This is a genomic window from Nocardioides acrostichi (assembly GCF_015319165.1).
In the GTDB taxonomy this organism is placed as follows: Bacteria; Actinomycetota; Actinomycetes; order Propionibacteriales; family Nocardioidaceae; genus Nocardioides; species Nocardioides acrostichi.
The window spans coordinates 56,425-82,816 of record NZ_JADIVZ010000011.1 but is presented as its reverse complement, the minus strand read 5'-3'; the positions used below and the strand labels follow the sequence as shown (position 1 = coordinate 82,816).

27 protein-coding genes are annotated in these 26,392 nt (G+C 71.6%); 12 read left to right on the top strand and 15 right to left on the bottom strand.

Annotation, left to right across the window (positions count from 1 at the left end; all coding sequences use genetic code 11):
* Nucleotides 1-15: 15 nt before the first annotated feature.
* From ISG29_RS17005 to ISG29_RS16990, 4 genes are read right to left on the bottom strand one after another with little or no spacing between them, the layout of a single operon-like run.
* Nucleotides 16-360, bottom strand: coding sequence for a cytidine deaminase (locus ISG29_RS17005; protein WP_194504653.1), 345 nt, complete (start codon nucleotides 358-360; stop codon nucleotides 16-18).
* Complete coding sequence (locus ISG29_RS17000) at nucleotides 357-1,658, bottom strand: hemolysin family protein (protein WP_194504652.1); 1,302 nt, start codon at nucleotides 1,656-1,658, stop codon at nucleotides 357-359. Before ISG29_RS17000 ends, ISG29_RS17005 begins: the two co-directional genes overlap by 4 nt.
* Nucleotides 1,655-2,110 (bottom strand): rRNA maturation RNase YbeY, encoded by a 456-nt coding sequence (gene ybeY / locus ISG29_RS16995; protein ID WP_194504651.1) that lies wholly within the window; start codon nucleotides 2,108-2,110, stop codon nucleotides 1,655-1,657. The genes ISG29_RS17000 and ybeY overlap by 4 nt, the downstream gene beginning before the upstream one ends.
* Nucleotides 2,107-3,168: a PhoH family protein gene (locus tag ISG29_RS16990; RefSeq protein WP_194504650.1), complete on the bottom strand. Its 1,062-nt coding sequence runs from the start codon at nucleotides 3,166-3,168 to the stop codon at nucleotides 2,107-2,109. Before ISG29_RS16990 ends, ybeY begins: the two co-directional genes overlap by 4 nt.
* Before the next feature lie 182 nt (nucleotides 3,169-3,350).
* Between ISG29_RS16990 and ISG29_RS16985 the strand changes: the two genes are divergently transcribed.
* From ISG29_RS16985 to ISG29_RS16965, 5 genes are all read left to right on the top strand, one after another.
* Nucleotides 3,351-3,626 (top strand): hypothetical protein, encoded by a 276-nt coding sequence (locus tag ISG29_RS16985; RefSeq protein ID WP_194504649.1) that lies wholly within the window; start codon nucleotides 3,351-3,353, stop codon nucleotides 3,624-3,626.
* 48 nt (nucleotides 3,627-3,674) lie between these two features.
* On the top strand, nucleotides 3,675-4,262 hold the full coding sequence (locus ISG29_RS16980) for a SigE family RNA polymerase sigma factor (protein WP_328829621.1): 588 nt from the start codon (nucleotides 3,675-3,677) through the stop codon (nucleotides 4,260-4,262).
* Nucleotides 4,259-5,242, top strand: a complete 984-nt coding sequence (locus ISG29_RS16975) for a Gmad2 immunoglobulin-like domain-containing protein (RefSeq protein WP_194504647.1) — start codon at nucleotides 4,259-4,261, stop codon at nucleotides 5,240-5,242. Before ISG29_RS16980 ends, ISG29_RS16975 begins: the two co-directional genes overlap by 4 nt.
* A 68-nt stretch (nucleotides 5,243-5,310) precedes the next feature.
* On the top strand, nucleotides 5,311-6,288 hold the full coding sequence (locus ISG29_RS16970; protein ID WP_194504646.1) for a Gmad2 immunoglobulin-like domain-containing protein: 978 nt from the start codon (nucleotides 5,311-5,313) through the stop codon (nucleotides 6,286-6,288).
* Nucleotides 6,285-6,791 carry a GNAT family N-acetyltransferase gene (locus ISG29_RS16965; protein ID WP_207793273.1) on the top strand — a complete coding sequence of 169 codons (507 nt, stop codon included), beginning with the start codon at nucleotides 6,285-6,287 and terminating at the stop codon, nucleotides 6,789-6,791. The genes ISG29_RS16970 and ISG29_RS16965 overlap by 4 nt, the downstream gene beginning before the upstream one ends.
* A gap of 82 nt (nucleotides 6,792-6,873) precedes the next feature.
* Here the strand turns inward: ISG29_RS16965 and ISG29_RS16960 are convergent, their stop codons facing one another.
* The 5 genes from ISG29_RS16960 to ISG29_RS16940 all read right to left on the bottom strand — a co-directional run bounded on the left by ISG29_RS16960 (nucleotide 6,874) and on the right by ISG29_RS16940 (nucleotide 12,684).
* On the bottom strand, nucleotides 6,874-8,520 hold the full coding sequence (locus tag ISG29_RS16960; protein ID WP_194504645.1) for an HNH endonuclease signature motif containing protein: 1,647 nt from the start codon (nucleotides 8,518-8,520) through the stop codon (nucleotides 6,874-6,876).
* Nucleotides 8,521-8,998: 478 nt separating this feature from the next.
* Nucleotides 8,999-9,754 carry a 16S rRNA (uracil(1498)-N(3))-methyltransferase gene (locus ISG29_RS16955; protein WP_194504644.1) on the bottom strand — a complete coding sequence of 252 codons (756 nt, stop codon included), beginning with the start codon at nucleotides 9,752-9,754 and terminating at the stop codon, nucleotides 8,999-9,001.
* A gap of 24 nt (nucleotides 9,755-9,778) precedes the next feature.
* On the bottom strand, nucleotides 9,779-10,969 hold the full coding sequence (gene dnaJ, locus ISG29_RS16950) for a molecular chaperone DnaJ (RefSeq protein ID WP_194504643.1): 1,191 nt from the start codon (nucleotides 10,967-10,969) through the stop codon (nucleotides 9,779-9,781).
* A 49-nt stretch (nucleotides 10,970-11,018) separates the two neighbouring features.
* Nucleotides 11,019-12,035, bottom strand: coding sequence for a heat-inducible transcriptional repressor HrcA (hrcA, locus tag ISG29_RS16945; RefSeq protein ID WP_194504642.1), 1,017 nt, complete (start codon nucleotides 12,033-12,035; stop codon nucleotides 11,019-11,021).
* Nucleotides 12,036-12,120: 85 nt separating this feature from the next.
* Complete coding sequence (locus tag ISG29_RS16940; protein WP_194504641.1) at nucleotides 12,121-12,684, bottom strand: hypothetical protein; 564 nt, start codon at nucleotides 12,682-12,684, stop codon at nucleotides 12,121-12,123.
* A gap of 83 nt (nucleotides 12,685-12,767) precedes the next feature.
* Here ISG29_RS16940 and ISG29_RS16935 point away from each other — a divergent pair, with 83 nt between their 5' ends.
* The 4 genes from ISG29_RS16935 to ISG29_RS16920 are packed head-to-tail and all read left to right on the top strand — an operon-like array spanning nucleotide 12,768 to nucleotide 15,202.
* Nucleotides 12,768-13,628, top strand: coding sequence for an MBL fold metallo-hydrolase (locus tag ISG29_RS16935; RefSeq protein WP_194504640.1), 861 nt, complete (start codon nucleotides 12,768-12,770; stop codon nucleotides 13,626-13,628).
* A 42-nt stretch (nucleotides 13,629-13,670) separates the two neighbouring features.
* Nucleotides 13,671-13,877, top strand: coding sequence for a hypothetical protein (locus ISG29_RS16930; RefSeq protein ID WP_194504639.1), 207 nt, complete (start codon nucleotides 13,671-13,673; stop codon nucleotides 13,875-13,877).
* Between the two features lie 54 nt (nucleotides 13,878-13,931).
* Complete coding sequence (locus ISG29_RS16925; protein WP_194504638.1) at nucleotides 13,932-14,789, top strand: DUF3097 domain-containing protein; 858 nt, start codon at nucleotides 13,932-13,934, stop codon at nucleotides 14,787-14,789.
* A complete protein-coding gene (locus ISG29_RS16920; protein ID WP_328829615.1) occupies nucleotides 14,786-15,202 on the top strand; it encodes a DUF4870 domain-containing protein in 417 nt (138 codons plus the stop codon). The genes ISG29_RS16925 and ISG29_RS16920 overlap by 4 nt, the downstream gene beginning before the upstream one ends.
* Before the next feature lie 7 nt (nucleotides 15,203-15,209).
* On the opposite strand, the gene hemW is transcribed toward ISG29_RS16920, so the two are convergent.
* The 6 genes from hemW to ISG29_RS16890 all read right to left on the bottom strand — a co-directional run bounded on the left by hemW (nucleotide 15,210) and on the right by ISG29_RS16890 (nucleotide 22,739).
* On the bottom strand, nucleotides 15,210-16,448 hold the full coding sequence (hemW, locus tag ISG29_RS16915; RefSeq protein ID WP_194504637.1) for a radical SAM family heme chaperone HemW: 1,239 nt from the start codon (nucleotides 16,446-16,448) through the stop codon (nucleotides 15,210-15,212).
* 53 nt (nucleotides 16,449-16,501) lie between these two features.
* The gene (locus tag ISG29_RS16910) at nucleotides 16,502-18,337 is read right to left on the bottom strand and encodes an AMP-dependent synthetase/ligase (RefSeq protein WP_194504636.1); all 1,836 of its coding nucleotides are present in this window, start codon (nucleotides 18,335-18,337) and stop codon (nucleotides 16,502-16,504) included.
* A 124-nt stretch (nucleotides 18,338-18,461) separates the two neighbouring features.
* A complete protein-coding gene (locus ISG29_RS16905; protein ID WP_194504635.1) occupies nucleotides 18,462-19,109 on the bottom strand; it encodes an MOSC domain-containing protein in 648 nt (215 codons plus the stop codon).
* Between the two features lie 469 nt (nucleotides 19,110-19,578).
* Nucleotides 19,579-20,943 (bottom strand): MFS transporter, encoded by a 1,365-nt coding sequence (locus tag ISG29_RS16900; protein ID WP_207793272.1) that lies wholly within the window; start codon nucleotides 20,941-20,943, stop codon nucleotides 19,579-19,581.
* A gap of 66 nt (nucleotides 20,944-21,009) precedes the next feature.
* Complete coding sequence (locus ISG29_RS16895; RefSeq protein WP_194504634.1) at nucleotides 21,010-21,750, bottom strand: IclR family transcriptional regulator; 741 nt, start codon at nucleotides 21,748-21,750, stop codon at nucleotides 21,010-21,012.
* Nucleotides 21,747-22,739, bottom strand: coding sequence for a sugar kinase (locus ISG29_RS16890; protein WP_194504633.1), 993 nt, complete (start codon nucleotides 22,737-22,739; stop codon nucleotides 21,747-21,749). Before ISG29_RS16890 ends, ISG29_RS16895 begins: the two co-directional genes overlap by 4 nt.
* Nucleotides 22,740-22,952: 213 nt before the next feature.
* On the opposite strand from ISG29_RS16890, the gene ISG29_RS16885 reads away from it, so the two are divergent.
* The 3 genes from ISG29_RS16885 (at nucleotide 22,953) to ISG29_RS16875 (ending at nucleotide 26,389) form a co-directional block, all read left to right on the top strand.
* Nucleotides 22,953-23,981 (top strand): Gfo/Idh/MocA family protein, encoded by a 1,029-nt coding sequence (locus tag ISG29_RS16885; protein WP_194504632.1) that lies wholly within the window; start codon nucleotides 22,953-22,955, stop codon nucleotides 23,979-23,981.
* Between the two features lie 65 nt (nucleotides 23,982-24,046).
* The gene (locus ISG29_RS16880) at nucleotides 24,047-25,093 is read left to right on the top strand and encodes a LacI family DNA-binding transcriptional regulator (RefSeq protein ID WP_194504631.1); all 1,047 of its coding nucleotides are present in this window, start codon (nucleotides 24,047-24,049) and stop codon (nucleotides 25,091-25,093) included.
* A gap of 261 nt (nucleotides 25,094-25,354) precedes the next feature.
* Complete coding sequence (locus tag ISG29_RS16875; protein WP_194504630.1) at nucleotides 25,355-26,389, top strand: substrate-binding domain-containing protein; 1,035 nt, start codon at nucleotides 25,355-25,357, stop codon at nucleotides 26,387-26,389.
* Nucleotides 26,390-26,392 lie beyond the last annotated feature (3 nt).

The following is a 26,392-nucleotide window of genomic DNA, read 5'->3' as shown; positions in this document are numbered from 1 at the left end:
CTCGTCGGTACCGCCTCAGGTGGTGACGGTCTCGACCAGGGTGCCGCGCAGGTCGCCGCGGTGCACCGGGATATCGGCTCCGCCGAAGTCGCGGACGGCGTCGAGGTCGGGGCCGGCCACCGCGCCGGCGTCGGTGAGCACCACAGCGCCCTCGAGGCCGGCGGAGCCGGAGGCGACGGCCATCGCCACGCAGACGCCGAGCGCGCTCACCTGCAGCGAGGGCAGGTCGACGGTGGCCGCGGCGTACGTGCGACCGTCGGAGTCGCGGACGGCGGCACCCTCGGCCGCGCCGGTGCGGGCGCGGGTGGCGCGGGCCAGGGTCGCGAGCTTCTTGTCCTCGGCGGAGAGCTGGTCGCTCACTCGTCCTCCTCGTGGTCGTCGTCGAGAGCCTGTCCCGACCGGCTGATGAGCACGGTGTCGATCTTGTTGCGCCGCCCCGCCACGGAGGCAGCCACGAACCGCAGGCCGTGCGCCTCGACCGAGCTGCCGGGGATGGGCACGAGGCCGAGGTGCTTGGCCATCAGACCGCCGACGGAGTCGACGTCCTCCTCCTCGACATCGTCGCCGAAGATGTCCTCGAGGTCGTCGACCGGGTAGCGCGACGAGACCCGGAAGACGCCGGGTTCGACCTCGTCGACGGCGACCTCGTCGCCGTCGTACTCGTCGCTGATCTCGCCGACGATCTCCTCGAGGATGTCCTCGATCGTGACGAGTCCCGCCGTGCCGCCGTACTCGTCGACGACGATCGCCACGTGCTGGCGGCGTGCCTGCATCTCCTTGAGCAGGTCGTCGACCGGCTTGGACTCCGGCACCCACACGGGCTCGCGCATCAGGGACTCGATGCGCTGGGTGAACTCGACGTCGGGATCCTCGAAGTCGCGGCGCACGATGTCCTTGAGGTAGGCGATGCCGACCACGTGGTCGAGGTTCTCCTCGATCACCGGCAGCCGCGAGTAGCCGCTGCGCAAGAAGAGGGAGAGCGTCTGGCGCAGGTTCTTGTGCCGCTCCACGAACACGACGTCGTTGCGCGGCACCATCACCTCACGCGCCGTGGTGTCGCCGAGCTCGAAGACCGAGTGGATCATCTTGCGCTCCTGGGCCTCGATCAGCTCGGAGGCCTCGGCCAGGTCGACCAGCTCGCGCAACTCGGTCTCGGTGGAGAACGGGCCCTCCGAGAAGCCCTTGCCCGGGGTGATGGCGTTGCCGAGCAGGATGAGCAGCCGCGGCACCGGGCCGAGCACCCGGGTGATGACCGAGAGCGGGGCAGCCGAGAAGAGGGCGACGTTCTCGGAGTGCTGGCGGCCCAGCGTGCGCGGGCCGACGCCGATCACCACGAACGACACCAGCAGCATCACACCGATCGTCGTGAGCGCGCTGGCCCAGCCCGCACCGTGGTAGATGCGCTGCACCTGCCGCGTGACGATGACGATGGCCGAGATCTCGCAGCCCATCCGCAGCAGCATCGCGGTGTTGAGGTAGCGCGGGGCGTCGTCGAGCAGGTGCAGCAGCCGCGTGGCGCCGGCCCGGCCCTCGTCGGCCAGCTCGACGGCGCGGGCACGCGAGAAGGTGCCCACCGCGGCGTCGGCGGCGGAGAAGACACCGGCGAGCACGACCAAGAGGGCAGCCAGCAGCAGCGACCCCGGAGCAGAGCCGATCATCGGGCGTCGGTTCGCCAGGCGGCCAGCAGGTCGTCTTGCAGCCCGAACATCTCCCGGTGCTCCTCGGGCTCGGCGTGGTCGTAGCCGAGCAGGTGCAAGATGCCGTGGGTGGTGAGCAGCTCGAGCTCGGCCCTCGTGCCGTGCCCGGCGCTCTCGCCCTGGCGCTCGGCCACGAGCGGGCAGAGCACCAGGTCGCCCAACACGCCCTCCTCCGGCTCGGTGTCGACCAGACCAGGCCGCAGCTCGTCCATCGGGAAGGCGAGCACGTCGGTGGGCCCCTCCTTCTCCATCCACTTCGCGTTGAGCTCGGCGATGGTGTGCTCGTCGACGCACGTGACGCACAGCTCGGCCTGCGGGTGCACGCGCATGCGGTCCATGACGAAGCGGGCGAGCTGGGTCAGGTGCCGGACGTCGACCCCGCGACCGGACTCGTCGAGGATCTCGATGCTCATCGGCGGCGCGCCCTGGACTCCGCGGAGGTGCCGCGCCCCTGACCGGCAGGCGCGCTGCGCGACTGCTCCTGGACCTGCTGGACGGCGTCCCACTCGTCGTAGGCGGCCACGATCTTGCCGACCAGCTTGTGCCGCACCACGTCGGCGCTGGTGAGCCGGTGGAAGCCGATGTCGTCGACGCCGTCGAGGATCTCCTCGACGATGCGCAGGCCCGAGCGCACCCCGCCGGGCAGGTCGGTCTGGGTGACGTCACCGGTGACCACGATCTTGGAGCCGAACCCGAGGCGGGTCAGGAACATCTTCATCTGCGCCGGGGTCGTGTTCTGCGCCTCGTCGAGGATGATGAAGGAGTCGTTGAGCGTGCGACCGCGCATGTAGGCCAGCGGCGCGACCTCGATGGTGCCGGCGCCCATGAGCTTGGGGATCGACTCGGGGTCGACCATGTCGTGCAGCGCATCGTAGAGCGGGCGCAGGTAGGGGTCGATCTTCTCGCTCAGGGTGCCGGGCAGGTAGCCCAGGTTCTCGCCGGCCTCGACCGCGGGACGGGTCAGGATGATGCGCGAGACCTCCTTGGCCTGGAGCGCCTGCACCGCCTTGGCCATCGCCAGGTAGGTCTTGCCGGTGCCCGCCGGACCGATCCCGAAGGTGACCGTGTGGGTGTCGATCGACTCGACGTACCGCTTCTGGTTGAGCGTCTTGGGTCGGATCGAGCGCCCGCGGTTGGAGAGGATGTTCAGGCTCAGCACGTCGGCCGGGCGCTCGCTGGTCTCGGTGCGCAGGATCGCCAGCACCCGTTCCACGGTCTCGCCGGTGACGGACTGACCCGTGCGCAGCACCGCGACGAGCTCGTCGAGGAGCCGCTCGACGAGCGCGATCTCGCCCTGGTCGCCCTCGATGGTGATCCGGTTGCCTCGCACGTGCAGGTCGACGTCGAAGGCCCGCTCGATGAACCCGAGGTGGGCATCGCCCGGGCCGAGCAGGCTCACCATGTCGATGCTGTTCGGCACGACCACGGTGTGCCGGGAGCGCGCGGGAGGCGGGGTGGTGGTGTCGGTCATCGGTGCCCGGGTGCGGGCCCTCTCTGTTCCGGGGGTCTGGTCTGGCGGTCCGGCCGCCGGTCGGGTCGACGGAACGCCTGCTCGTCATGCTACGGCCAGCAACCGACGGGCCTCCACCGCGATTCCCGCGCGGCGCAGCGGACCCCCAGCCCCCTCACAGCCAGACGACGTACCGTGGCCCCATGGGCTCCCCCGACGCGCTGCGTGAGGACTGGCCCGAGAACGACCCCGAGGATCACGACGACGACACCGAGCCCTCCTGGTTCCCCGGTCACGCACTGCCCGAGCACGCCCGGTCCATCGGGCTAACGCACCACACACAAGAGGGTGCGCTGCTCGAGTTCGCCGGACGCCTCGACGGATCCCGGCCGGCGCACCGGATCATGGCGTGGTTCCTGCTCGTGGTGTTCGGTCTGCCCGTGTTCTTCGCCGTCCTGCGCGTGATTCTTTACTTCTGAGGTGCTCCGTCGTGTCAACCGACGCCCGGGGCGATGCGTGCCACTAGCGTGACCTCGTATGGACTCCTCCTCGCTCCCCGCGCCGTGCCCGGCGTCCGGGTCGTGACCGAGTCCGCGCGCGAGCAGTGGGGCGCCGACGAGGCACTCGACGCGCTCTACCTCGCGCACTGGCGCGGCCTGGTGCGGCTCTCGACGCTCCTGCTCAACGACTCCGGCGCCGCCGAGGAGGTCGTGCAGGACGCCTTCGTCGCCATGCACGCGCGGTGGTCGCGGCTGCGCGACCCCGACAAGGCGCTGGCCTACCTGCGACAGAGTGTCGTCAACAAGTCGCGATCCGTGCTGCGACACCGCGGGGTGGTCGAGCGTCACGTGGCGACGCGGCGCGTGGAGCCTGCCCCGACGACGCCCGACGCCGCCACGCTCGAAGGCGACCGGCGTGACGCCGTCCTGGCCGCGATGGCCCGGCTGCCCGAACGTCAGCGGGCCGTGCTGGCGCTGCGGCACTACCTGGAACTCTCCGAGGCCGAGATCGCCGACACGCTAAGGATCAGCCGGGGTGCGGTGAAGAGCCACGCCTCGCGCGGCTCGGCCAGGCTGCGCGAGCTGCTCGCGCCGTACCTGGAGGCGGAGCGATGAGCCAACGACCCGACGAGCTGACCCGTCTCTTGGGCGAGGCCGTCTCCGACGTGCACCCACCCGACCGGCTGACGGCCATTCGCAAGCGCACGCGGGCGGCCCGCTCGCGTCGCCGTCGCTGGTGCGCCGGGGGCGGCGCCCTCGTCGCGGCGGCGGCCGCCGTGACAGCCGTCGCCGTCGTCGGTCAGCTCGGCGATCAGCGCGTCGTCGACCCGGCCGGGCCGGCCGCGAGCGACTCCACCGCGACCGTACCGGCCCCCACCGCCGGTGTCGGACAGAGCTCGGCGGTGCAGGCGGCCTACGAACTGGGCTCGACCCCGAGCGGCGTGCGCCTCTTCCGGGAGTTCCGCGAGGTGCAGGGCCAGCCCGCGCAGATGATCCAGACCCTGCTCGGGGAGGATCCCCTCGACCCCGACTACCGCACCGCCTTCGGCGACGGCGAGATCGACGCCGTCGCCATCGGCTCCGGAGAGGTCACCTTCACGCTGACCGTGCCCCCGTCCTCCCTGTCGAACCGAGCCGTCGACCAGGCCGCCTACACGGCGTGGGGAGTGCTCGGACGGCGTGTACCCGTCACGCTCACCGCGCCGGATGCCGCGAGCGACCCGGGCATCGACAGCTCGCTGAGCATCACGGTGCAGCCCGATCGCGACGACCTCGACGCGCTCGCGCTGGTCTCCATCAGCGACCCCGGCGAGGGCACGGTGGTCTCGGGATCCTTCACCGCCCGCGGGCGTGCGTCGTCGTTCGAGGGCTCGGTGCCATGGAAGATCCTGGACTCCACGGGCACCGTGGTGAAGCGGTACAGCGCCCAGGCTCGTGGCGGCGACGGTCTTCGCCTCTACCCGTGGCACACGAGGATCGACGTGTCCGACCTGGCCCCCGGCACCTACACGTTCGTGGCGAGCACCGACGACCCCACCGGCGGAACCGAGGGGCCCGGCCCGACGTCCGACACCCGGACCATCGTGGTCGAGTAACATCAGTCACGCTGGTATCAGCAGTCACTGTGGCACCATCAGTCACTTCCCCGACCGACTGGAGCACCATGAGCACCTTCGGGAGCACCTTCGGGAGCACCTTCCCCCGCCGTCACCTCGCCAGCCTGGCGACACTGGCCCTGGTCGGCGCCCTCGGACTCAGCGCGTGCGGCTCCGACGACAGCGCGACCGACCCGGCGTCCGGACCGGTCACCGGCGCCACCGACACCTCCTCGCCGAGCGCGAGCGAGTCCTCCACCGCGAGTGCCAGCGCGAGTGCGAGCGGGGGCAGCGACGGCACCGATGACGACCCGGCTCCGGCAGGCACCGTGCCGGTGTACTACGCGGGTGACACGCCCCAGGGCACCCGCCTCTTCCGCGAGTTCCGCAAGGTCAGCGGCGACCTGGCCACCGGTGCCGCATCGATGGCGGTCTCGGGCGTGCCGCTGGATCCCGACTACCGCACCCTCTTCCCCACCGACGCCGGCATCGCGTCGGTGAGCCACGACGGCGACCGGATCACGGTCACCGTCGAGGCCGGGACGCCCACCGACCGTCCGTCCGGCATGTCGCGCAAGACCGCCCGACTGGCCGTACAGGCCCTCATCTACACCGCGCAGGGCGCGCTGCAGAGCCGCGACCCCGTCACCGTCGTCGACGCCTCCGGCTCCCCCGTGCGACTGCTCGGCATCGACACCGCCGACGGCCTCGGCAACGCGCCGCAACTGAACGTGCTCGCACTGGTCAACGTCACCGCACCGGAACAGGACTCCACCGAGCCCGCGACCTTCACCGCATCCGGCGTGGCCAGTTCACCCGAGGGCAACGTGCCCTGGCAGGTGAGCGACTCCTCCGGCAAGGTCGTCAAGCAGGGCTTCGCCACCGCCGAGGGGTACATGGGCCAGCTGTTCCCGTGGGAGGTGCAGGTCGACCTCTCCGGGTTGCCGGCCGGCCAGTACACCTTCGAGGCCTCCACCGACGACCAGTCCGGCGGCGAGGGCTTCGACCCCACCTCCGACACCAAGGCCTTCACGCTGAAGCCGTGAGGCCGTCGGTCGCCCTGAGGGCGCTGCGACGCGACGACGCCGACCTGGTGCTCGCCTTCGAGCTCGACAACCGTGCGTGGTTCGCTCGCCACGTGTCTGATCGGGGTGACGAGTGGTTCGAGCGGTTCGGAGCACACTTCGAGGCGGATCTGGCAGACCAGGCCGCCGGCACGTGCGCCTTCCACCTGATGCTGGACGACGAGGGCCGGGTCGGCGGCCGGTTCAACCTCTACGGGATCGAACCCGGCTCGGCGCGAGTCGGGTACCGGGTGGCGCAACGGATCGCGGGACGCGGCAGGGCGACGGCGGGCCTGGTCGAACTGTGTCGGATCGCCGCACGCGAGCACGCTGTGCATCACCTCTCGGCAGCCACCAGCGACCTCAACGTGGCGTCGACGCGCGTACTCCTCAAGGCCGGGTTCATCGCGGTCGGGGCGGCCGACCCGGCCGACCTCGGCGGCAAGACCGGTAGGGAGTATCGGCGCGACCTGGCGAACGAGTGACTCCGGCCTCGGTGGAGACTCGGCCACGCTCGGCGGGCACCGCCGGACGAGCACCCCGGGGTGCGGGCTCGCCGGATGAGGTTCAGGTGAGGTGTTCGGTGCCGTCGGGGTCGACGAGGAAGGTCCGGCTGTGGGGGCTGGTCCAGAGGTAGGTGCCGGGGCGGATGCGGCGGTATCTCCAGCGTCTCTCGGACCGGCCTGCCTGGTGGCTGGGGCTGGGGTGGGTCTTGGCGCGGTGGTGGGTGCGGCACAGCGGCGCCAGTGTGTCGGTGGAGGTCTGGCCGGGTGGCCCGCCTTCTGATGGTGGGACGTATTCGTCGATGTGGTCGAGGTCGGCGCGCAGGGCTGTGCGTTGACAGAAGGGGAAGGCGCAGGTCTGGCGTTGTTCCTTGACTCGGAAGGCGATGCGGTCGGGGATCTCGTAGGCATCAACCGCGACCGTGTCGGCCAGATCCACGATCGGCTTCACGACGACCTTCGTGTCGGGGTTGCCGACCCAGGCAGCGACCTGGTCCGCGGTCACAGTCGCTCGGTGAGTGCCGGTGTGGGTGGAGACGCGGGCGAGGTGGATGCCCAGTGCGCCGGTGGCGGGATCGACGGATGGTGTGCCGGTGATGGCCTCGCCGGAGAGGCGCACGTGCAACACGAGTTGGCGCGCGGGGATCGTGGTGGGTGGGGGTGGTTTCGACACGCCTTCGCCTTCGGCATCCGGCGGCTCAACCACCAGCGGGGCTGGTGGTTGAGCCGTGAGGCCGTCCACGGCCGAGCGCGTCGAAACCACCACCGAGCCTGGTGGTTGAGCCGTGAGGCCGTCCACGGCCGAGCGCGTCGAAACCACCGGCGGGGCTAGTGGTTGAGCCGTGAGGCCGTCCACGGCCGAGCGCGTCGAAACCACACCATGGGTCACTCCGCCGCCGAGGTCGAGCATGGTCTGGTTCCGCGCGAGCTGGCCCAGGGCGGCGGCACGTCGTTCGCCGAGGTCCAGCGGTGAGCCGAGCGCGGACTGCTCGGCGGCGAGGTGGCGTAGGGCGTGGTCGAGATCCTCGGCGTCGGCGCGGTCGAGGAGTCCGTCGAGCCGCACGAGGCCGTCGAACGCGCAGATTGCGCCCTGGCCGGGTTGGTCGAGCTCGATGGTGACGTGCCGTTGTGCGTGGGCGTCGGCGATGTCGGCCTCAGCGGTTTCGGGCTGGTAGCGGGCGATGGCGTCGGCGACGAGGCCGTCGAGGGCGCGAAGGCCGGTCTTGTGCGCGATGGGTGCGATCATCCGGTCTACAAAGGCGGCAGCCTCGGCACCGACCTTCATCGTCTCTTCGGCGATGCGGCGTACCCGCCACGGAGCCACGCGTCCGGAGGTCATGGCCTCCCAGAGCAGTGGGAGGCGGAAGCGGGTCTCCATCACCGCACCCACGAACGCCCGACCCGAAGCATCGGAGCGTCCGAGTGCGGTGGCGAGCTCGATGATCGCGAACTGAGCCACCAGCGGCGTGCCCGGGCCACCGGCCCCGATGAGCCGATCACCACCCTCGACCTCATAGGCCGCCAGCAGCTCATCGGTCACGATGCCCAGCGGGCCACCGGCGACACAGTCCGGCACATGCCCCTCGGCGTGCGCGGCACACCACTCCGCGGCCGCCTCCCAGAGCCGGGTCTCGGCGGCTTGGGCTTCGCGTTGCGCCGACACCGCACATGCCAGCAGCTCTGAGGGCTGGGGTGCTGGCGCCGTGGTCATGACCCGATTCTAGTCGAACACCTGTTCTATCGGAAGGTCTGGGGGGGATCTGTGGAGGAGATGTTGCCTTGCCCGTTGCGGGGTTTCGACGCGTTCGGCCGTGGACGGCCTCACGGCTCAACCACCGGACGACGCGCACGGCCGTGGACGGCCTCACGGCTCAACCACCGGACGACGGGCTCGTCGCTGGCGCTCCTCACGGCTCAACCACCGGTGCGACAGCGCCATACGGGGTTTCGACGCGCTCGGCCGTGGACGGCCTCACGGCTCAACCACCGGACGACGCGCTCGTCGCTAGAGCTCCTCACGGCTCAACCACCGGCGCGCCAGCGCCGTACGGGGTTTCGACGCGCTCGGCCGTGGACGGCCTCACGGCTCAACCACCGGACGACGCGCTCGTCGCTGGTGCTCCTCACGGCTCAACCACCGGTGCGTCAGCGCTGCGCGCCGACTCCCTGCTCGACCACCGGCGCCCGGCTCAACTGCCGGAAGTCGCAGTCCAGCGGGCGGTGCGGGAGAGCAGTGCCGCGACAGCGGCGACACCGGCGGTGGAGGTGCGCAGCACCTCGCTGCCGAGCCGCACACTGAGCGCACCCGCCTGTGTGAAGGCGGAGACCTCGGCGCCGGTGAGCCCGCCCTCGGGGCCGACGACCACGACGACGTCGCCCTCCCCCGGCACCTCGAGCCCGGCCAGTGGAGTCGTCGCCTCCTCGTGCAAGACCACAGCGAGCGCCGCGTCACGCATGAGATCGAGCACCTTCTCGGTGCGGGTGAGCGGCAGCACCTGCGGATGCCAGGCTCGGCGGGCCTGCTTGGTGGCCTCTCGCGCGGTGCTGCTCCAGCGCGCGTGACCCCGCTCGGCGCGTTCACCCTTCCAGACCGCCACGCTGCGCTCGGCCGCCCAGGGCACGATGCGCGCCGCCCCGATCTCGGTGAGCACCTCGACGGCCAGCTCGCCCCGGTCGCCCTTCGGCAGCGCCTGCACCACGGTGACGGACGGCGTGGGCTCCGGAGCCGTGGCGACCTCGTCGAGGCGCACCTCGAGCCGGCGCTTCGCGGTTCCGACGATCGTGCCCGTGGCGGAGATACCCAGCCCGTCGGTGAGCACGACCAACTCACCCTCCCGCAGTCGCCGCACCGCGACCGCGTGGTGGGCCTCGTCGCCCTCGACCACCACGACGTCGCCTCCGCGCGCCCCGGCCAGCGAGTCGACCAGGTGCACCGGCAGGCTCATGGTCTCGTCGTCCTCGAGCAGGCGTCAGTGCGTGTTGAACGCGTCGCGCAGCCGGCCGAAGACCGACTTGGTGCCGGGCTTCACGGTGCCCTCCGGCGACTCCTCGCCACGGATCGCGGCCAGCTCGCGCAGCAGCTCCTCCTGGCGCGGGTCCAGGCGCGTGGGGGTGTCGACGGCGACGGTGACCACCAGATCGCCGCGCCCACCACGCAGCCCGGGCACGCCCCGACCGCGCAGCACCTGCTCGTGGCCCGACTGGGTGCCCGGCTTCACCTCCAGCTCGAAGTCGGTCTCGAGGTCGGTCTGCGTGTCGCCGATGTCCTTGTTCGCGAGCACATCGGCCTCGAGGGTCGGGAGCGTGAGCTGGGTGCCCAGCGCGGCCGCGGTCATCGGCACCGACACGGTGCAGTGCAGGTCGTTGCCGTGCCGCTTGAACACCGCGTGGTCGGCCACGTGGATCTCGACGTAGAGGTCACCGGCCGGGCCGCCGCCCGGACCCACCTCGCCCTGCTCGGTGAGCTGCACCCTGGTGCCGGTGTCGACGCCGGCGGGGATCTTGACGGTGAGCGGACGACGCGAGCGGACCCGGCCATCGCCCGAGCACTCCCGGCACGGGTCGGGGATCACCGTGCCGAACCCCCGGCACGCGGCGCACGGGCGCAGGGTGCGGATCTCGCCGAGGAACGAGCGCTGCACGTGCGCGACCTCGCCCTGGCCGCGACAGGTCTCGCACGGCTGCGGGTGACTGCCCGGCGCGGCGCCCTCGCCACCACAGGCGGTACACCGCACCGCGGTGTCGACCTTGATCTCCCGCGTGGTGCCGAAGGCGGCCTCCGCGAGCTCGACCTCGAGCCGGATCAGCGCATCCTGCCCGCGACGTACGCGCGGACGCGGACCACGACCCTGGCCGCCGCCTTGGCCACCGCCTCCGAAGAAGGCGTCCATGATGTCCGTGAAGGAAAACCCGGCGCCCTGGCCGAAACCACCCGCCCCAGCGCCGCCGAACGGATCGCCACCGCGGTCGTAGGCCGCACGTTTCTGCGGGTCCGAGAGCACCTCGTAGGCGCGGGAGACCTCGCTGAACTTCTCCTTGCTCGCCGGGTCCGGATTCACGTCGGGATGGTGTTCGCGGGCGAGCCGACGGTAGGCCTTCTTGATGGCCGCTGCGTCGGCGTCCTGCGACACTCCGAGGATCTCGTACAGGTCCTGGCTCAACTCGTGTTCCTTCTTGGGTCTGCGGTCTGGGTGGTCGGGGGTAGCCGGGTCAGCCTTCGTCGAGGATGCGGCTCACGTAGCGGGCGACCGCGCGGACGGCGGCCATCGTGCCCGGGTAGTCCATGCGGGTCGGGCCGACGATGCCCAGCGCAGCGAGCGAGTCGCTCTCGGGCCCGTAGCCGGTGGTGACGACGCTGGTCGAGGCGAACTCCTCGAAGGGGCCCTCCGCGCCGATGCGCACGGTGACGGTGCCGCCCGGCGCCGCTTCACCGAGCAGCCGGAGCAGCACCACGTGCTCCTCCAGCGCCTCGAGCAGCGGCCGCACGGCGGTGTCGAAGCTGTCGCCGTAGCGGGCCAGGTTGGCGGCCCCGCCGACGGCGACCCGCTGGTCGGACGGGCCGTCGGCGAGGGCTGCGCAGAGGGTCTCGACGACGGCCCCCGTGGCCACGGCCTGGCCCGGCACCGGCGCGCTCGCCCGCAGCCCCAGCACGGCGTCGGCCACGCTCTGGCCGACGCTGGCGTGCAGCACGAGGCTGCGCAGGTCGGTGAGGTCGTCGTCGGTGAGCGGAGCCGCGAGCTCGACCACCCGCTGGTCGACCCGGCCCGAGCTGAGGATCAGCACCACCAGCAGCCGCTCGGGGGTCAACGCGACGAGTTCGACGTGTCGCACCGTGGAGCGCGAGAGGCTCGGGTACTGCACGACGGCGACCTGCCGGGTCAGCTGCGAGAGCAGCCGCACCGAGCGCCCCACGACGTCGTCGAGGTCTACCGCGCCGTCCAGGAAGGTCGAGATGGCGCGGCGTTCGGCGCTGCTCAGCGGCTTGACCGTGCTCAGCCGGTCGACGAAGAGCCGGTAGCCCTTGTCGGTGGGCACCCGGCCGGCGCTCGTGTGCGGCTGGGTGATGTACCCCTCCTCCTCGAGCACCGCCATGTCGTTGCGCACGGTGGCCGAGGAGACACCGAGCCGGTGCCGCTCCACCAGCGCCTTGGAGCCGACCGGCTCCTCGGTCGACACGTAGTCCTCGACGATGGCCCGGAGCACGGCCAGCCTGCGGTCGGACTGCATGCGCTCACCTCCGGGTCGATTGGCACTCGTGTCTCCCGAGTGCCAAGCCTACTAGGGCGCGACACCCCGGGCCGCCGGAGGCGTGTCAGAGCACGTCGACCAGGACCCGCAGCCGCTCCTGCCGTCGGCGACGGAAGCGAGCAGCGAGCCAGACCGTCAGCGCGAGCAGCAGTCCCGTCAGGACCACGCCGAGACCGACCCCCACCGAGACGGTGATCGTCAGCACCACGCCCAGCACCACCATCGCGGCCGTGAGCGCGAGCAAGACGACATCGCCCACGCGCACCACGATGCCCATGTCCTGCTGGGCGCGCACCCGGCGCGCCAGCTCTCGGCGCCAGGCCTCCCGGTCGGCACCCTCGGGCACCTCACCGGTGCGCAGAGCCCGACGGAGCAGTCCGAGCTGCCCCTCCCCGCCCAGCCGACGGCGAGCGCGCAGCACCGCCACGACCAGGAACACCACCAGCACGATCCACACCGCCGCCAGGTAGGCGTACTTCGCGGTGGAGCCGTCGTCGAAGAGATCGGGACCGACCCTGACCGCGAACCAACCCACCAGACCACAGACGAGCGGCAGCGCCATGCGCACGGCACGCGGTTGGCGATCCCACCACCGATCGTCCGGTGGCGTCGCGCCGGGACGGGACATGCTGCTCCGGTCGGTCACACGTCCAACCGATCAGATCGGAGGCGTCGGCTGACTCCCCCGGCCGAGCGGCCTACGGTGGGTGCGTGAGCGAGGCGACGTGGTCCGAGGTGGCCGAGCGGGTCTGGGTGGGCCGCCACCCGTGGTGCGACGTGAACGTGACGGCAATCGGCGGTGAGCGCGGACTCGTGGTCGTCGACACCCACGGCTCCGCCGCGGCCGGACGACGCGTGGTCGACGACGTCCGCCGCCTCGGCGCCGGCTCGGTGGTCGCGGTGGTCGCGACCCACGCCCACTACGACCACTGCTTCGGCACGGCAGCGTTCCGCGAGGCCTTCGGCGACGACCTGCCCGTGCACGCCCACGAGGGGTGTGGCGCCGAACTGCTCGAGACGGCCGCTCGGTTCAAGGCCGCCTACGAGGCGGAGATCGACGAGGCCCACCGCGACGACGTGCTCGCCACCGAGGTCGTGACACCCGACCACCTCTTCTCCTCTGCCGCCTTCATCGACCTCGGCGACCGGGCGCTGGAACTGGTGCACCCCGGCCGCGGGCACACGGGCGGCGACCTGGTGGTCCGCGTGCCCGACGTCGACGTCGTGCTGGCCGGAGACCTGGTCGAGGAGGCCGGGCCCCCGGGCATCGGTGCGGATGCCTTCCCCCTGGAGTGGGCGCCCACGCTCGACGTCCTGCTCTCACTCACCACCCGCGCCTCGCTGGTGGTGCCCGGCCACGGCGCGGTCGTCGATCGCGCCTTCGTCGAGGAGCAGCGGGCCGATCTGGCCGTCATCGCCGGCACCATCACGCACCTCGCCCAGAGCGGCGTCGCCGTCGACAAGGCGCTGGAGGCCGCCGAGTGGCCGTGGGAGCGCGAGCTCCTGCGCACCGCCGTGCAGCGCGGCTACGCCCAGCTGCCGCGCAGCGAGCGGCGACTGCCGATGGCCTGACGGGTGAGGGGCCGGCCGCGCCCTCGCGCGTAGCGTCGAGGGATGAGTGAGCAGGAGTCCGAGCACACCGACGAGAAGCGACACGGGATCTCCGATGAGCAGCTACCCGAGGATCTCGTACCCGGCGACGACAACCCGCTGGCCGAGGGCCTCCCCGCCGGCGAGGGTGCTGAGCTGCTCGAGGACGGCAAGGTCGCCGACGAGATGGACGACGCCGACGAGCGGGACGACGAGTCCAGCGAGGACTAAGTCCTCCGGCGGGGCACCGCCACCCGACAGCAGGCTTCTCCTAGCCTTCGCCAGGTGAGTGATCGCTACGGCACCGATGTGATGAGCACCGACTGGCGCGCACCCAAGCGCGGCCGCGCCAAGGAGGCTCCGGCGGCTCTCGGCGACGTCGTCGAGGAGGTCACCACAGACTTCTGTGGCGAGATCGTCACGATCGACCGGGACTTGCACGTGCTCACGCTGGAGGATCGGCGCGGCACCCGACGCACGTTCCCGTTGGGGCCGGGCTTCCTGCTCGACGGGCGCCCGGTGATCCTCACTGCTCCTCCGCGCACCGCGGCCCCGAAGGCGCCGACACGTACGGCGTCCGGCTCCGTGGCGGTCGCTGGCGCGAAGGCCCGCGTCGCGCGCGCGAGCCGGATCTTCGTCGAGGGCCGGCACGACGCCGAGCTGGTCGAGAAGGTGTGGGGCGACGACCTACGCATCGAGGGCGTCGCCGTGGAGTACCTCGGCGGCGTCGACGACCTCGCCGACCACCTGCGCGACTTCCGGCCCGGCCCCGGACGCCGCGTGGGCGTGCTCGTCGACCACCTCGTGGCCGGCTCCAAGGAGAGCCGCATCGCCGGCAACATCATGCGCTCGGCGCTCGGCCCGCATGTGCTGATCGTCGGTCACCCGTTCGTCGACGTGTGGCAGGCAGTGAAGCCCGACCGGCTCGGGCTCAGGGCATGGCCGCAGATACCGCGCTCGATCGAGTGGAAGAAGGGCACCTGCCAGCACCTCGGCTGGCCGCACCGCGACCAGGCCGACATCGCCCGTGCCTGGAAGCGGATCCTCGGCCGGGTCGACAGCTTCGCCGACCTCGAGCCGGCTCTTCTGGGTAGGGTCGAGGAACTCATCGACTTCGTGACCGCCGACCGGGAGGACCAGTGAGCTACCCCCAACAGCCGCCCGGAGGCCAGCCGCCGGCCGGCCCGCCCCCGTACTACGCCAAGCCGCCGATGAACCCGGGCGACGAGCGCACGTGGGCCGGCGCCGCACACTGGACCGCCCTGGTCGCGGGCTTCGCGCTCGGCGGGCTCGCCTTCCTCGGCCCTCTGGTCGTGATGCTCGTCAAGGGCAACGACTCGGCCTACGTCCGCGCCCACGCGGTGGAGTCGCTCAACTTCCAGCTCTCCTTCCTCATCTACGGCGTGGTGGCGGCGGTCTCGATCTTCGTGCTGATCGGTCTGCTGCTGCTGCCGATCGTCGGCATCTTGTGGCTGGTGTTCACCATCATCGGCATCACCAGGGCCAACGGGCCCGAGTTCTACCGCTACCCGCTGACGATCCGCATGGTCAGCTGAGCGCAGGTCACCCCACCAGTTCGCGGACGACGGCGTCCGCCAGCAGGCGACCCCGCTGGGTGAGCACCCAGCGGTCGCCGGCGGGCTCGAGCAGCCCGCGGGAGGCCAGTGCCTGAAGCGTGCCCGCGGCGTCGGCGACCGGCAGTAGGCCGAGCAGTTCCGGGCCGAGACCGTCGACCAGACGGGTCTCGAGCAGCACCCGCTCGACCAGACGGTCGTCGGCGCTCAGCACCTCGCGGGCGAGCGCGGGCGAGAGCCCCTCGGCCAGCCGGGCAGCGAAGGCGGCCGGGTGCTTGACGTTCCACCAGCGGGTGCCTCCGACATGGCTGTGCGCTCCCGGTCCGACGCCCCACCAGTCGCCGCCCCGCCAGTAGCCCAGGTTGTGCCGACAGCGGGCGGCGTCGTCGCGCGCCCAGTTGCTCACCTCGTACCAGCCCAGGCCCGCTGCCGCGAACCGCTCGTCGGCGGCGAGGTACTTGTCGGCCAGGTCGTCGTCGTCTGGCATCGGCAGCTCGCCACGCCGCACCCGCCGGGCCAAGGCGGTGCCGGACTCGACGATGAGCGAGTACGCCGACACGTGGTCGGGTGCGCAGGCCAGCGCCGCGTCGACCGACTCCAGCCAGTCGGTCATCGACTCGCCGGGCGTGCCGTAGATGAGGTCGAGGCTGACCTGCTCGAAACCGGCCTCGCGGGCCCAGCGGACCGCGGCCGGCACCCGCAGCGGGTCGTGGGTGCGGTCGAGGGTGCGCAGCACGTGGTCGACGCTGCTCTGCATGCCGTAGGAGATGCGGTTCACCCCGACCGCGCGCAGCTCCTCGAGCGACCACGCCGTCACACTGTCGGGGTTGGCCTCGATCGTGACCTCGATGTCGGGAGCGAGCCCCACCTCGGCGGCCGCCGCCGAGAGCACCGCGCCGATGTCCCCCGGGCTGAGGAGCGTCGGGGTGCCGCCCCCGAAGAACACCGTGTCGATCGGACGCCCGACGTCTCCCAGCACGCGCCGGATACGGCGCACCTCGGCGATCGCCGCCTCGGCGTAGGTATGCCGGGAGGCACCGGCGGCCGCCGCCGGGCCACCGAGCTCCTCGGCGGTGTAGGTGTTGAAGTCGCAGTAGCCGCACCTCACCGAGCAGAACGGCACGTGCACGTAGAGGCCGAACGGGCGTTGGCCGAGGCCGTCGGTGGCGGACGCCGGCAGGGCGCCGTCCGGGGGCACGGGCTCGCCGTCGGGGAGGGTGGAGGGCACCGCACCATCCTGCCGGGCGGCGGTCCGGGTCGGCGCGGCGGCCTGAGTCGGACTCAGCCGTAGAAGGCCTCGATGCGCTGCTTGTTGTTCTCCTCAACGACGTTGCGCTTGACCTTCATCGACGGCGTGAGCTCACCGGACTCGATGGTGAGGTCGTGGTCGAGGATCTCCCACTTCTTGATGCCCTCCCACCGGTTGAGCTTCGCGTTGAGCTGCTCGACGTAGCCGCCGACCATCGAGTGCACCTTCTCGGAGGAGACGATGTCGGAGTACGAGGCGCCGGCCATGCCGTTCTCGGCCGCCCAGTCGGTCATCGCGTCGGGGTCGAGGGTGATGAGGGCGACGCAGAAGTTGCGCTCGGCGCCGAACACCATGAACTGGCTGGTGTAGGGGCAGATGACCTTGAACTTGGACTCGATCGCCGTCGGCGCGACGTACTTGCCGCCCGAGGTCTTGAAGAGATCCTTGATGCGCCCGGTGATCGTGAGGAAGCCCTCGGCATCGAGGCTGCCCTTGTCGCCGGTGCGCAGCCACCCGTCGTCGGTGAAGGTCTTCGCGGTCTCCTCGGCCAGGTTGTGGTACCCGGCCATGATGTGCGGCCCCCGCAGTTGCACCTCGTCGCCTTCACCGATGCGCACCTCGGAGCCGGGCATGGCCTGGCCCACGGTGCCCATCTTGTAGTCCTCGAGGTGGTTCACGGTCGCGCCGGCAGCGTTCTCGGTCATGCCGTAGCCCTCGAGGATGAGGATGCCCGCGGCGTGGAACCAGGAGGCGATCTCGGCGTTCAGCGGGGCCGAGCCCGAGATGAAGAAGCGCACCCGGCCGCCGAACCGCTCGCGCACCTTGCTGAAGACCAGCTTGTCGAAGAGGGCGTGCTGGAGCTTGAGCGGTAGCGGGATGCCCTCGCCCTCGCGCCTGCGGCGGTCGACCTCGAGGCCGACCTTGAAGGCCTGGGTGAAGATCTTCTCCTTCGCTCCACCCTCGCTGGCCGTCATCGTGACGATGCGGGCGTGCGCTTTCTCGAAGATGCGGGGGGCGGCGCCCATGAAGGTCGGCTTGACGACGCCCAGGTTGTCGACGATCTTCTCCACCCGCCCGTCGATCGCGGTCGCGAAGCCGCAGGCGAGCTGGGTCGAGAGCAAGACCTTGCCGAACGAGTGGGACATCGGCAGCCAGAGGAACTGGAGGTCGGTCTCGTCGAGGATGTCTTGGGCCTTGATGGCGGCGCCCTCGTAGACCCAGGCGCGGTGCAGCAGCCGCACGCCCTTGGGCCGACCGGTCGTACCGGAGGTGTAGATGAGCGTGGCGAGCTGGTCGGCCGGGATCGCGCGGGCCACCTTCTCGACCGCCTCGGGATCCTGGGCCAGGTGCTTGGCGCCGAGCTCGGCGAGGCCGTCGAGGGTGATCACCCAGTCGCCGTCGTCGTCGCTGCCGACGCCATCGAAGAGCACGACCTTGCCCACGGACGGCAGGTCGGAGCGGCACGCCCGGAGCTTGGCCAGCTGGGTCTCGTCCTCGGCGAACACGACCTGACACTCGGAGTCACCGACGATGAAGCCGGTGTCCTCCTCGTTGGTGCTGGGGTAGACCGTGGTCGTTGCGCCGCCGGCGCACATGATGGCGAGGTCGGCCAGGATCCACTCGTAGCGGGTCGACGACGCGATGCCCACGCGCTGCTCGGTCTGGAGGCCGAGTGCCAGCAGCCCGGCGGCGAGGTCGACGACGCGGTCGCCCGCCTCGCGCCAGGTCACCGACTCCCAGGTGTCCTTCTCGCCGACCGGGTAGCGAAACGCTTCGCCTCCGGGCGAGCTCTGCACCCGGTCGAGGAAGAGCACGGCCACGTTCTGGGGCAGGTGGTCGACGAAGCTGGTGTCGTGGTTGACGGGCATGACGCTCCTGGCACGAGTCTCGGACTGACGGGTGCGGGGCGCCGACCGAGGGTCGGGCGCGCCTCAGGCGTAACCTACGTCACTTCACCTACTGGCGGGTAGCAGCCCGGGGAGTCGACCTGCGTCAGCGATGCTCGGCGACGTACTGCTCGGCTTTCTGACGGGCCTTCGGCAGCAGATCGGGGACGTCGAGCAGTCGCGGGAGCAGCGCGGGTTCGCCGTTGAGAGCACGGAACATGGTCGAGACGGTGATGCCGTGCCCGGGGCGATGCGCGACCCGCAGCTCGTCACCGACCTGGACCGGCCCCTCGGCCAGCACCTTGAGGTAGGGGCCGGGGCGGCCGACCGCGGTGAACCGCTTGACCCAGGCCGTGGCGTCGTAGCCCGACTCGCCCATCCAGCACTTGAAGTCGTTGCAGGGGGTGCGCACCGAGCGGACCTCGAACAACGCGCCGCCGATCTCCCACCGTTCACCGACCTCGGCCTCGTTGACGTCGATGCCGGCGGTCGTCAGGTTCTCGCCGAACTGGCCGTCGGGGATCTCCATGCCCAGGCGCTCGACCCAGACGTCGAGATCCTCGCGTGCGAAGGCGTACACGGCCTGGTCGGGGCCGCCGTGGTGCCGGGTGTCGGAGACCTGGTCGCCGTCGAGCCCGAGGGTGCCCACGTGCACCGGACCCGTCACGGGCGTCTTGTCGATGGACGTACGGCCGACCCCCGCCCACTCCCGCTCACGGGGTCGACCGACATTCACAGACACGATGCTCGCCATGGCCCGATCCTCTCAGACGCACCCCTCGTGCCGAGCCTCGTCATCGGGCTGATCGACGGGTTCACGGAGTCCCTGGCCGAGAGACTGCTGGTCGGCGTCATGCTCGGCCTGGCGTGGTGGGACCGTCGACGTCGCGGCACCTCAGTGCGCATTCTCTGGCCCGTTCCAGGCGAGATCCCGATCCCGCTCCATCTCTTCTTCGTGGCCGGCGGGCTGCACCGCGACTGGCGCACCCGAACCCTGCGAGTACCCATGCTCGACTCCGAGGTGGCGATGGCGATCCTCTCGGCCACCGACCTCACCGTCTTCATGGCCCTGTATTCACGCGCCAAGGACGGCCCGACATCGAGCAGATGCTCGCGGCACACGACTCGACGGTCGATCTCGACGAGGCCATCGGGTGGGTCGGCGCGATCGTCGGCGTCGACGACGCTCGTACGCGTCGTCTCCTCGCGCTGCGGGCTGACACCTAGACACGCCGTGAGGCTCCGACTGCGAGCAGTCCCAGCGTCGTCGAGAGCATCAGCACGGCGACGAAGGCCGACCGATCCGCGGCCGAACCCACCGCCGTGAACAGCAGGCCGGCGACGGCGACGGCTGCCGCGGATCCGACCGCGTCAGCCAGCGTGACGGCGGCAGAAGCCCCGCCCCGCTCGTGATCGGCGGCGCGGGCCAGCACCACCGCGGTGATGCGCGGGTACATCAACCCCATGCCGGACGCCGCCACGAGCCATCCGAGCCCGACGAGCACACCGGGCGAGGGCGTCAGGAGCACGAGCAGGATCGACCCGATCCCGAGGCTCAGCAGCACCGCGCCGAGGCCGAGCGCGGACTCGTCGCGCAGCCGCTCCCCCAGCCGGCCCTGCACCTGCGAGGCGCTCGCCCAGCCGATCGTGGCCGCGGTGAGCACCAGTCCGCTGACCCAGACGCGAGCGCCGTACTGCTCCTGGAGCAGGAACGGCAGGTAGGCCTCACTGGCGAAGAACGCAGCGCCCACGAGGCCGCGCAGCAGCACGACGCTCGGCGCTCCCGCGGCACTGCGCAACGTTCCGACCGGGAGGAGAGGCCGCAGGGCGGCCAAGGCCGCGGCCAGCGCCCCGACCGCGAGCACCGCGCGCGTCGTCCCGCTTGCAGCACCGGCGACGTTGAGACCCAGCAGGGCCAGTGCCACGAGGGAGGCCAGCGCGATGCGTGTCGCGACGACCCGCCCCGGGGCCGGAGCTCCGGCCGAGGGCAGCGAGCGGGCGACGCGCAGCGCCGGCCCGAGCAGTCCGAGGGCGCCACCCGCGAGCACGACCGCACCGAGGAAGACCCACCGCCAACCCACGGTGTCGGCCACGACACCGGCCAGGAACGGCCCCACCACACCTGGCAGCACCCAGGCTGCGGCGAAGGCGGCAAGGATGCGGACCCGGTCGACGGGTGCGTAGACCTGCGCCACGAGCACGTACAGCGACACCGACAGCGCCCCGCCGCCGAGACCCTGCACGAACCGACCCGCCACCAGGGCCTCCATGCTCGGTGCCAGCCCCGCCACGGCGAGCCCGGCACCGAACAACGCGACCGAGGCGAGCAGCGGACGCACGGCACCGACCCGGTCGGACCACAGCCCGGCCACCACCATGCCCACCAGGCTCGAGGAGAGCGTCACCGAGAAGGCCACCGAGTACAGGGCGCGCCCGTCGAGATCGGCGCTGACGACCGGCATCACGGTCGCCACGGCCAGTGCCTCGAAGGCCACCAGGAACACCAGGGCGATCGACCCGATGGTCGCACCGCGGTAGACCGGGGCGAGCAGCGGCGTGGGGCGGGAGCGGGGGGCCAGGGCGGTCACGCGAGCACGGTAGAACCTCGAGTGCTGTCGAGGTCCAGTCCTCGCGCGCCCCCTCGGGTGTCCGGCTCAGGCGCGGTGCTCGGCGTCGATCGCCGCGGTGGTCTCGAGCAGGTGCGGCAGCAGCCCGACGACGCCGGCGTGGTCGAGGACCAGCTCGGGTACGGAGATCGAGACGGCCGCCACCACCCGGTCGGCGGCGTCGTGCACCGGGGCGGCGATGCAGTGCACGTGGGCCTCGTGCTCGGCGACGTCCTCGGCCCACCCGCGCTCGTCGACCAGCTCCAACTGAGACCGCAGGGCACTCGCACGGGTGATCGTGCTGGGAGTGAAGGACCGCAGCTCCAGGCCCGCCACCACGGCGTCTCGGCGTCGTGGGGGAAGGGCGGCCATCAGCACCTTGCCCACGGCCGTGCAGTGCAAGGGCGCGGGCAGCCCGATCCGCGAGTACATGCGCACCGCGTGCGTGCTCTCGACCTTGTCGATGTAGACCACGTGACCCTGCTCGGCCACCGCCAGGTGCACGGCCTGGCCCCCGGTCGCCCGGGCGAGCCGCCGCAGGTGGATCGCCGCGACGTCGCGGATCGGATGCTGCTCGAGCCCGATGTCGGCGACGTGGAAGAGCCGGCTGCCCAGGTGACACCGGTGCTGGTCGTCGCGGCACACGAAGCGCTGCTCCTCCAAGGTGCGCACCAGCCGGAGCACGGTGGTCTTGTGCACCCCGAGGCTCGCGGCGAGCTCGTCGAGGGTCCGGGCCCCCGACGCCAACTCCCCCAGGATGTCGAGTCCCCGGCGCAGGCTCTGGCTCACGCGCGCGCGCCCTCCGGCACCTCGACCCCGTCGGGGCCGACCCGGGTGCCCGCCCAGACCTCCTCCGTGGCACCGCGCAGCAGGGCCCGCAGGGGGGCCGCCGCGGCCGATGCCTGGTCGGCCTCCGTGGCCAGGGTGAGGGCGGCCTGGAGGTGGCCCATCCGCAGGCAGACCGCATCGGGCTCGCCGCTGAGCCGGGCAGCCAGGAACCCCGCCGCGAAGCCGTCGCCGGCACCGATCGTCTCGACCACCTGCACGGTCAGGGCGGGCACCTCCACGTGGCCCCCGCCGGGTCTGCGCACGCAGGCACGGTGGGCGTCGTCCTTGAGGACGACGGTGGGGCGGCCCCCCAGCATGTCCACGACGGCGTCGGCGTCCTCGGCGCCGAACGCGACACCCGCCTCGTCGGCGCCGGCGAGCACCAGGTCGGCACCACGCAGCAGCCGCAGCAGCGGCTCGGGGTCGCGCGACCCCCACAGCACGGGCCGCCAGTTGAGGTCGACCGAGAGTTCCCAGCCCTCCGCGTCGCGACGACGCAGCAGCGCGTCGACGACAGCCGAGGGATCCTCGACGACACCGACCGTGATGCCGCTGACGTGGACGAGGTCGACACCCCCCAGCGCAGGACTCGACTCGATGAGGGCGGCGTCCAGCGCCGTGGCCGCCGAGCCCGCTCGGTGGTAGCGCATCGAGGAACGTCCTTCGACCCGGTCCTTGAAGTAGAGCCCGGTGGGCCGTTCGGGGTCGCGCACGACGGCGGACACGTCGACTCCACCGCGCCGCATCTGCGTGAGCAGCAGGCGCCCGAAGGAGTCCTCGCCGACGCGGGAGAGCCACGAGACGTCGAGGCCGAGGTCGGCGAGGGCCAGGGCGACGTTGCACTCCGCGCCGCCGACACAGCGAGCCAGCAAGGTGGCGTGCTCCAGCGAGGAGTCGTCGTAGCCACGCAGGACCAGCAGACCCTCGCCGATGCAGACCACTCGCGACATGGATCCTCCTCGCGCGCTCCCGGCGCGCCTCTCGCTCTTGGACACCCGACGGCGCCCCGGCGACGACGGTAGGCATCGGTGGCATCCGACGCAATGGTCGTTGCACATGACGCAACATACGCCGGGGCTTTCTGATCAGTCTGCACACCGCTACGCGCCCTCTAGCACGTGCTAGTTTGGGCCCCCACACCCCCTCACCTCCCGAGGAGACCCGTGATCACCGGCCTGCCGTCGCCACGCGTACCCGACCCGCGCGATGCCCCCGTCCTCGGCTGGGGCGTCCTCGGCACCGGCTGGATCGCCGACAAGTTCAGCAGCGCGCTGCGCGCCGCCACCGACCAGCGCCTCGTGGCGGTGGCCTCGCGAGAGCTCCCTCGCGCCGAGGCGTTCGCCCGCTCGGTCGGGGCGCAGCGCGCCCACGGCGACAGCGCCCGACTCTTCGAGGATCCCGAGGTCGACGTCGTCTACGTCGCCTCCCCCCACCACCTGCACCTGCGCGACGCGTCGGCAGCCATGCGCGCGGGCAAGCATGTCCTGGTCGAGAAGCCCCTGGCCCTCGACGCCGGGGAGGCTCGCGCGCTCGCCCAGGTCGCCCACGAGACGGGCCGGTTCTGCATGGAGGCCATGTGGACGCTCTTCTTGCCCAAGCTCGACGTCGTGCGTCAGGTCGTGGCCGAGGGCATCCTCGGCGAGCCGCAGACGGCGATCCTCGACCACGGCGAGTGGTTCGAGCCCGATCACCGCATCTGGCGACCCGAGCTGGCCGGCGGCGCGCTGCTGGACCTGGGGACCTACACCTACGCCGTGGCCGACCACCTCCTGGGCCCGGGCAGCGTCGTGGCGGCCGACGTGCAGATGACCTCGACCGGCGTGGAGGGTCAGGTGCTCGGCGCCGTGACGCACGCGTCCGGTGCGCGCTCGGTGCACCACGCCAGCATGCTGGCCGAGACACCGGCGCGCGTCGTGATCACCGGCACCGACGGCCTGCTCGAGATGGGGTCGCGCTTTTGCATGCCGGGCCCGTTGACCCTCCGCTCCCGCGACGGCGCCAGCACCGGGAGCTGGGACGAGCCGGCCACCGGTCACTCCCAGCTGTTCTGGCAGGCCGCGGAGGTGGCCCGCCTGGTCGCCGCCGGCGCCACCGAGTCGCCGCTGCGCCCCCTGGCCGACTCCGTCCGTACACTGGAGCTCGTCGACCAGGTACGCGAGGTCAGCGGCCTCGGACGACGCCCCGCCCTCTGAGCCCCCGCCCCGCCGGAGCAACGGGCTCAGGAAAGGACGCCGGGACCGACCAGAGAGGTAGTGGCGTGGAGCACCGCCCACGGACGACCGACCGCCCGGCGACGATGGCCGACATCGCCCAGCAGCTGGGCATCTCCCGCCAACTGGTCTCGATCGTCATGCGCGACGCACCCGGCGCCAGCGCCGAGACGCGCCGCCGGGTGCGCGAGACCGCCGACGAGCTGGGCTTCGCGCCCCACACCGGGGCCCGCACCCTGCGGCGCACCCGGAGCTGGACCTTCGGAGTCGTCTTCGTGCCGAGCCACCCGGCCGAGCACGAGATCGTGCAGTCCCTCTATCCCCTGGCCGCCGCGCACGGCTACGACGTCGTGCTGAGCGCCGTGACGGGCACCCGCGGCGTCCAGCCTGCCGTCGACGAGCTCCTGGGCCACCGCTGCGCGGCCGTGCTGCTCATCGGATCCGCCCTGGATCCCGCCGAGCTGGAGGATCTCTCGGGTCGCGTGCAGATCCCGCTGGTCGCCGTGGGCACTGCCGCGGGCGGCACCGGCCACGACGTCGTACGCTCCGACGGCCGCGCGGGAGTCGCGGCCGGCGTCGAGCACCTGGTCTCCCTCGGGCACCGCGAGATCGCCTTCGTCGACCTGGCGACCATGCCGGCCGCCGCCCTGCGCCGCGCGGGCTACGAGCAGACGATGCAGCGGCACGAGCTGGGCACCGATGTCGTCCTCGCCTCAGGGCACTACACCGACGACGCCTACTTCGAGGAGTCCGGCTCGGAGGCAGCGCACACGCTGCTCGCTCGTGACGAGCCCCCCACGGCGGTCATGGTGCCCAACGACGGGTCGGCGGTGACGCTGCTGCTGACCCTGGCTCGGCACGGCCTCCAGGTGCCCCGCGACATCTCCCTGGTCGGGTACGACGACATCCCGGCCGCCCGCCTGAGCGCGGTCGAGCTCACGACGGTGCGCCAGGATCCCGAGCTCATGGCCCGGGCCGCGGTCGACGCGGCGGTGCGTCGCATCGATCACCCCGAGTCCGATCCGCTCGAGTCGATCGTCGACACCTCGTTGGTGCTACGCGGCAGCTGTGCCGCCCTCCGCACCGACGGCTGACCCACCCGACGCCTCCACCTCTCCCGCGCCGGGGCCAGAGCGACCCCGTCCACCGGGCACACCCGCCAGGGCGCGCACACCTTCACGGCCGCTTCACGTCTCGATGACCTTCGGCCTGGTTGTGACATTCGTCTCCCCGACCTATTGACGACGACTAGCACGTGCTAGTTCAATGCGTGACACACGCCACACCGGCGTCCGTTCGCACTCACCGTCCGCTTCACCGGCCGCTGTCCGCGGCCCCCGCGAGAGGAATCAACCGTGCCCCACTTCGCCCCCTTCACCGCTGGCTCACGACGCTCCCGATGGGGTGCCGCCGCGCTCGCAGTCCTCGCCCTGGGGATGGCTGGATGCTCGGGTTCCGCCTCGTCGAGTGCGACCGCGGGCGGGCTCGACGACGGCCTGGGCAGCCGGGCCGAGAACCGCACCGTCGACTTCTTCACCTACTACGACCCCAGCGCCGACGCCTTCTGGAAGCAGATCCTCACGGGAGCCGAGGACGCCGCCTCCCTCACCGGACTGAAGATCGAGGCCCAGACCGCCTCGGGCGACACCGGCAAGATGACCGACCTGATCAGCGCGGCCATCGCCAAGAAGCCGGCCGCCATCGTGGTCTCGTTCAACGACCCGTCCTGGGAGAGCGCCGCCTGCGAGGCCTCGAAGGCGGGCATCCCGGTCTTCGCCTACAACGTGCCGCCCTCGGAGACCGCCGCCGACTGCGTGGTCTCGTTCGTCGGCCAGGACTTCCGCGCCGTCGGCAGCATCATCGGCCAGTCGTTGGTCGACCAGGTCGACATCGGCTCCGGCGACAAGGTTCTGTGCCCCGCCGAGGAACCGGACCAGCAGTACGCGATCCAGCGCGGCGGCGGTGTCGACGACGTCCTCAAGAAGCTCGGCACCAAGTGCACCTTCCTGCGCACCTCCGGCGACGACGGCCAGGCGCTCGACGCGATGACCACCTGGCTCACCGCGAACCAGGACGTCAAGGCGATCGTGCCACTCGGGGGCACCCCGCACCGCAACGCCGTGGCCGCCCAGGACGCCGCCGGCGTGAAGGTTCCGATCATCGGCTTCGACACCTCACCCCAGGTCGTGGACGGCATCAAGAGCGGCCGCATCCTGGCCTCGGCCGACCAGCAGGGCTACGTGCAGGGCTTCCAGCCCGTCCTCGAGGTCGCGCAGCTCATCGACTTCGGCATCTCGCCGGCCGACATGAACTCCGGCGGCAACGGCCTGATCACCAAGGACAACGTGTCCAACCTCGAGGATCCCGACCTCGAGGGCATCCGCTACTGACGG